The sequence below is a fragment of the Paenibacillus sp. genome (assembly GCF_048976745.1).
GTDB lineage: Bacteria > Bacillota > Bacilli > Paenibacillales > Paenibacillaceae > Paenibacillus.
Genome location: NZ_JBHGUU010000019.1, coordinates 78,657 through 85,741 on the forward strand (window position 1 = coordinate 78,657; position 7,085 = coordinate 85,741).

General features: G+C 48.3%; 3 protein-coding genes. All 3 read right to left on the reverse strand.

Annotated elements, in window-relative coordinates:
• Nucleotides 1-141: 141 nt before the first annotated feature.
• Complete coding sequence (locus tag ACE3K2_RS23425; protein ID WP_421895708.1) at nucleotides 142-4,653, reverse strand: fibronectin type III domain-containing protein; 4,512 nt, start codon at nucleotides 4,651-4,653, stop codon at nucleotides 142-144.
• 314 nt (nucleotides 4,654-4,967) lie between these two features.
• A complete protein-coding gene (locus tag ACE3K2_RS23430; protein ID WP_421895711.1) occupies nucleotides 4,968-5,630 on the reverse strand; it encodes a ComF family protein in 663 nt (220 codons plus the stop codon).
• 299 nt (nucleotides 5,631-5,929) lie between these two features.
• Nucleotides 5,930-7,085, reverse strand: a 1,156-nt coding sequence (locus ACE3K2_RS23435; protein WP_421895713.1) for a helicase-related protein, incomplete at its 5' end; no start/stop codon positions are given.

Sequence of the window (7,085 nt, forward strand, 5' to 3'; positions counted from 1 at the left end):
CGCCCCTCTCAAACTTCCATTTCCGAATAGATAATAACTATACATTACCTTATTTTCTCTGATGAAGCCATAGTCTATTTACAAAACAAAAAAGGGGAACAGGATGCACATATATGCAAACCCATTCCCCCTTATACATTACTAATTCAATGTTCTAATACTTAGTACAGAAGACCATATGCTTGTGTTCTGATCATTGAATGCCCGAATGCGATATTTATGCAAACTGGACGGTAACAGGTCAGAATGAATAAACGTTGTATCACTGACAGTCGCCACAATTTGCCCATCGGCTTCAATTTCGTAAGACGAAGCTCCCTCAATAGCGTCCCAAGTCAGAATAACGTTTGTTCTGTCCGAAGTTCCTTTCAGCACAGGTGTAGTTAATTGAGTCATTCCACTTATACTCACACTCCAAGCTCCTGCACCAGAAGCATTTTTGGCACGAATCCGGAAGGTATGCTCCGTATTTGGTGCAAGTCCGCTCTTCGTATAAGCAGCTCCACTGACGGCAACCACCGTACCATCAATCTCTAGGTCATAACCGGTAGCTCCAGTTACAGCACTCCATCTTAGCGCGATCGCCGCTGTGGTTGCAGAGTTAATACTCAAGCCTGAGACACTCGCAGGTAACGTAGTTTGAGACAACACTGCTGTCCATGCACTCACATTGGTGTCGGTCAGGGCACGAACACGATATTTATGAATCGTTCCACCAAGCACTCCATTGTGTACATACATGAGATCACTCACCGTAGCAACTACTGTGCCATCTGCCTCAATCTCATATTTAGTTGCACCCGCAACTTCATTCCATGTCAGCGTAACTGCGGTTTCTTCAGGTACAGCTTTCAGCGTTGTTGGTACATTTAATTGAGTCGAAGCGGTTACGATCTCACTCCAGCTACCCATGCCAGCAGCATTCTTCGCACGAATACGGAAGGTATGATCTGTGTTTGCCAGAAGACCACTTTTCGTATAAGCAGATCCACTGACAGAGATCACGACACCATCAATTTCCAAATCATAAGCGGTGGCGCCTGTAACAGGGCTCCATTTCATTGAGATAGCGACAGGTGTAGCGGTATTTAGCATGAAACCGTTAACGGTAGCTGGGATGGTACTTTGCGTCAACAACGCTGTCCATGCACTTGTGTTGGTCTCTGTCAAAGCACGGATACGATACTTATGCGCCGTACCTGGAAGCAATGTTGTGTGGGTGAAGCTGGACTGCTCCACTGTAGCTACTACTGCTCCGTCAGCCTCGATCTCATACTTCGTCGCGTCTGCTACCTCAGCCCACGTCAAATTGATCGCAGTCTCTTCTGATGTCGCTTTTAGTACCGGTGTGTTTAGAAGTGTCTTTCCATTGATGAGTTCACTCCAAGCCCCTGTACCAGCAGCATTCTTCGAACGAATACGGAAAGTATGATCTGTGTTGGCTACAAGGCCACTCTTTGTATAGGCTACTCCCGTTACGGGGACAACGGTTCCATCGATCTCCAGATCATATCCCGTTGCTCCCGTCACTGCTGTCCACTTCAATGCAATGGCTACATTCGTAGCCGAGCTAACTGTTAATCCTGTAACTGAAGCGGGTATCGTGCTCTGCGTCAGAATTGCTGTCCACGCACTCGTATTGGTATCCGTCAACGCACGAACGCGATACTTGTGCGCCGTTCCTGGCAACAATGATGTATGGCTGTAGTTAAGTTCTTCTAACGTTGCCACTACTGCTCCGTCCGCTTCAATCTCATACTTCGTTGCGTCTGCTACTTCAGCCCACGTGAGGTTGACTTTAGTTTCTTCCGATGCTGCTTTTAGAACCGGTGTATTTAGAAGTGTGTTACCATTGATGAGTTCGCTCCACGCTCCTACACCAGCAGTATTCTTCGAACGAATACGGAAGGTATGATCTGTGTTGGCTGCAAGACCACTCTTCGTATAGGCTACTCCCGTTACGGGGACAACAGTTCCATCGATTTCCAGATCATATCCCGTTGCACCCGTTACTGCTGTCCATTTCAATGCAATGGCTACATTCGTAGCCGAGCTAACTGTTAATCCTGTAACTGAAGCAGGGATAGTACTCTGTGTCAGGATTGCTGTCCAGGCACTCGTATTCGTATTCGTCAACGCACGAATGCGATATTTATGGGCTGTTCCTGGAAGCAGTGTTGTATGGGTGAAGCTAGGTTCGCCTACTGTTGCTACTACTGCTCCGTCAGCCTCAATCTCATACTTCGTTGCATCTGCTACATCAGCCCACGTGAGGTTGATTGCAGTTTCTTCCGATACTGCTTTCAAAACTGGTGTGTTCAAAAGCGTCGTTCCACTGATCAGATCGCTCCATGCGCCAGTGCCAGCAGCATTCTTCGAACGAATACGGAAGGTATGATCTGTGTTCGCTGTAAGACCACTCTTCGTGTAAGCTACTCCCGTTACGGGGACAACAGTTCCATCGATTTCCAGATCATATCCCGTTGCTCCCGTAACTGCTGTCCACTTTAATGCAATGGCCACATTCGTCGCTGAGTTAACAGTTAAGCCTGTAACTGAAGCAGGGATAGTGCTCTGCGTCAGAATTGCTGTCCACGCACTCGTGTTAGTATCCGTCAAGGCACGAATTCGATACTTATGGGCCGTTCCTGGGAGCAACGCTGCATGGCTAAAACTTGGTTCATCTACTGTTGCCACTACTACTCCATCCGCTTCAACCTCATACTTGGTCGCATCTGCCACATCTATCCATGTCAGATTGATTACTGTTTCTTCGGATGTTGCTTTGAATTCTGGTGTGTTTAATAACGTTGTTCCACTGATCAGATCGCTCCATGCGCCTACTCCTGCGGCATTCTTCGAACGAATGCGGAAAGTATGGTCTGTGTTGGCACCAAGACCACTCTTCGTATACGCTGCACCCGTTACAGGAATAACCGTACCATCGATCTCCAGATCATACCCTGTCGCTCCAGATACGGTCGTCCATTTCAAAGTGATGGCTGCGTTGGTTGCTGCACTGACCACTAATCCATTAACAGCATCAGGCAACGTATTTTGTGATTTTACAGCTGACCAAGCACTGGTGTTGTTGTCACTTATGGCACGTACACGATATTTATGTGCTGTTCCAGATTTGAGCCCCGTATGTGTATAGATTGAATCCTGTATATCTCCAACAACAACGCCGTCAGCCTCAACTTCATATGCTGTAGCACCATCAATTGGTGACCAGATGAGGACCACTTCTTCTTGCGAAGGGTTGGATTGGATGACAGGTGTGCTCATCTGAGTGAGTCCAGTCATTTCTTCACTCCAGCTTCCTGCACCACCCGCATTTTTAGGTCTAATTCTAAATGTGTACTCTGTGTTAGCTGCCAGCCCTGTTTTGCTATATGTAGTTCCGGTTACAGCAACAACAGTTCCATCAATCTCCAAATCATATCCTGTAGCACCTTTTACTGCTGTCCAAGCCACTGTTAATTTATTAAATGTTGCATCCGTAACCTTTAACCCGTCTGCTCGGTCAGGTACCGTTAACTGACTCACCAATTTACTCCACGCACTCTCATTATCAACTGAGAAGGCTTTTAGTACATAGGTATGTGAAGAATTTGCTTCAAGCCCTTCATGTACATAGGAGGTTACATTTCCCAATTCTATTGGTGTGCCACCATCAATCTGTAACTGGTAACGATCTGCGAATTCAACCGTCTCCCACTGAATTGTATTTTTGTTTTGTTCCGGGATGACTTTAAGAACGGGCTTTTCAAGTAGAGTTGTTACCACAAACGGCTCACTCCACTCACCAGCTCCCAACTGGTTAACTCCGCGGACTCTATAGGTGTATGTAGTGTTTGGTGTAGAGGAGGAGTTCGTATAATTGATCCCATAAAATGGTCCTTTAACTACTCCATTCTCTTCAATCTCATATTGAACAGCCTGTTTCGCTGCAGTCCAGTTCAGTTGAACTGCCACATCACTTGCCGTAGCGCTCAAATTAACTGGAGCAGCTGGAACTGTAGTGATTGGCGGGTTCGTGCCGGTTTCCTTTACAAAGCTGAATGATTCTGCTTTTCGTGTGTAATATGGATTAAGATCGGATACAAAATCAACTACAACTCCTGTATCGGCATTGATTACCAAGCTAAGTTGCGTTGCTTCATGGCGTTGTACATATCTGGGTGTTTCGTAGCCGAATACATCCTCATGAGATATATTCCACCCACCCACATTGGTTCCAGATTGGCTGAATTCCATGACTGTGTAATAATGCCAGATCTCTGAAAAGTCGATCAGAATTGCATTGTTCACTTTTCCTGCATAGGTAGATGTGTATGAGCCAAAAGATGCATTAGTCATATTCCCAACCGTTCCCAGAACCGACTGCCTTCTTGAAAACGAATATCCCGTTGCAGAAAAACTGTATTCTCTTACCCAGCTCAGATCAATCGGCTTTTGATTTACGTTCAGTCGTCCATTTTGTACTGATAATACGTAACGATAATCATAACTACTGGATACAACTCCACTACTCGTTGCGGCATGCGCCCGGTTCCCCCCGTACACGCCAAACTGTCCGAATACCAGCATGAATACTAGTAGACGGACAGTCCATAAGTAAAATCCGTTTTTTCTTTTTCCTGCGACCACTTTTGTTCTCCCCTTCAAAAGATATGTTGTGCCACTCCCTATGCTGTCACCTCTATGAACGGCAAAACTATCTATTCTGCGCGAGAAAACCAATTCCTCTTTTTTACATGTAAAAAATTTCTTATTGCGCTTTCATTTATAATTTCATCAAACAACTACATTCCATATGGTATAAATACGAAAACAGGAATTCGCAAATGTGAAATCATTAATACAGGAACACATTTTCCTATCTACTTGAAGGTAAAGCGTAGGTTGTGTATGCAGGGAGACTTGAGGAATATTAAACATAGCTCAATATACTGATTTGCCGATTAGGATCTTGCCAGTGTCAGGGTGTAAATCTCGACCGGACTCTCCATGGAGAAACCAGCATTTAGGATAACTCGCCCACAAGCGTCCAAGGTGCTACCTGTTGTGTATATATCATCGATCAGCAGGATCTGTATGGGTTTGGTATGTGACATGCCCATATGTGTTGGTAGATAAGATTTCCTGTATAGTTCTTCAATGAACTGCATGCCATCCGGGTTGATGGAAAAAGCGTTCTTCATCGTTTCAATACGCTCACCGCGTGATTTGAAGCTTTGTTTGGTGGTGTTGATCTGGCGCTGCAACAGATCAACAATGGGCAGGCGGCAAGCGGTGGCAAGCCCAGCAGCCAGCCGCTCCGCCTGATTGAAGCCGCGCTCGGCCAGGCGTTCGCTGCTCACCGGAACATAGGTGACCGCGTCAGGCCGCCATTGCGGCTTAGGTTGTTGAGCAAGTGTGGCGGGATGAGCCACGGGGGCTGGGGGTTCTTTTGCCAAAGTCGAAATTTGTTCCTCGCTCATCGCTTGAAAGGCTTGAATCAACAACGCGGTTAAGAGCGGCGCGTATCGTTCATGACCTCTGAATTTGTACATGCCTATCCATTCTTTCATAAGAGGGTTGTACTGTACGGCGCTGCGGTTGAGGATAAAAGAACGGTTTTGCATGTGTGGACGAGCACAGTCCGGGCACCCAACACCCCGACCACAACGCAGACAGCGGATGGAACGAATCCATGGAATCTGCTTCATACAACGCGGGCATATGCCCGGATAGATTGAAGACAGAATCGCTCGAGTGCCGCATGTCAGACAAGTCGCCCCAGGTGGGGCGAGCAGGTGATGAAGACGCCCGGTCAGGTGTTGCGCGTGATCGGTTATGTTGCTGAGCCAGTTGAACATAGGGAGCATACCTCCAGTCTTGGGAATATATTGTGAAATGTGGAACCGAACTTGGCAGATGACAATTATGTCTGGGATGGTGGATGCAGGTAGCCTTTGCGACGAGCGATGGTGTTCATTTTCCGAATCTGTGCAACGGCCTTCACCTGGGAACGTGTCCGACGAGGCGATGCAAAAACCACTCTCCCCGCCGGATCATCCATGGAACGCCCTGCTCTGCCCGCCATTTGAACCAGCGATGCCTCATCAAAGAGACCATTGTCTGCATCCAATATAAAGACATCGCTCCGCGGAATGGTCACGCCACGTTCCAGAATCGTTGTCGTTATGAGCAGACGAATGGTACGTTCACGAAAGGCTGTAACTTTGCTGGCGCGCTCAGGGTCCTGAGATGACGTTCCTTCAATATGTATTCCGGGAAAAGTGCAGCGCATCAGATTCACAAACGCCTCAATCTGGGCAATACGTGTCACAAACACAAATACTTGAGCGTCACGCTGCAGTGAGATTTGGATGTTAGTCTTTAAAGCAGAAGGAATATTTCGTTTCTTAATACATTCAGCAACGGTAACCATCTTGATCAATCTTGGCACAGGCAACGGATGACGGTGGAACCGTACTGGAACTTTCGCATGAGTGAGTTTGCCCTGTGCCGCTTCCCTCTGTAGCCGAGCTGGCGGTGTAGCAGATAGATAGACGAAATTTCCATCCGGTTTACAGGAGGATGCCGCCGCATGAGCGAGCATCGGATCGTTGTGATAAGGGAAAGCATCCAGTTCGTCGATGATCACGAGATCAAATCCCTGGTAAAAACGCATCAGTTGATGTGTGGTGGCGAGCGTGAGCTGAGCATCTTTCCAGCGTTCCTCACTGCCGCCGTATAGGGTAGCGAGTGAGGTGTCGGGAAATGCTTTGGCCAGACGCGGAGCCAGTTCCAGTACCACATCCCTGCGCGGCGTAGCGACCAGCGCTCGTCCACCACGATCCAATGTATGTTGGAGCAGGGGGAAAATCATTTCGGTCTTGCCGGCCCCGGTCACGGCCCACAGCAAGAACCGCCCCGGCTCTCCCCCTGCGGGTGCCCGGGCCAAAAACGCAAGCGCCGCGGCTGCTGCCGCGCTCTGCGCTGCGCTAAGCCCCCACCGGGCGAGCCCGCCGCCGGTGGGGGCCAAGGCCGTGGGGGGGGGGGGGGGGGGGGGGGGGGGGGGGGGGGGGGGGGGG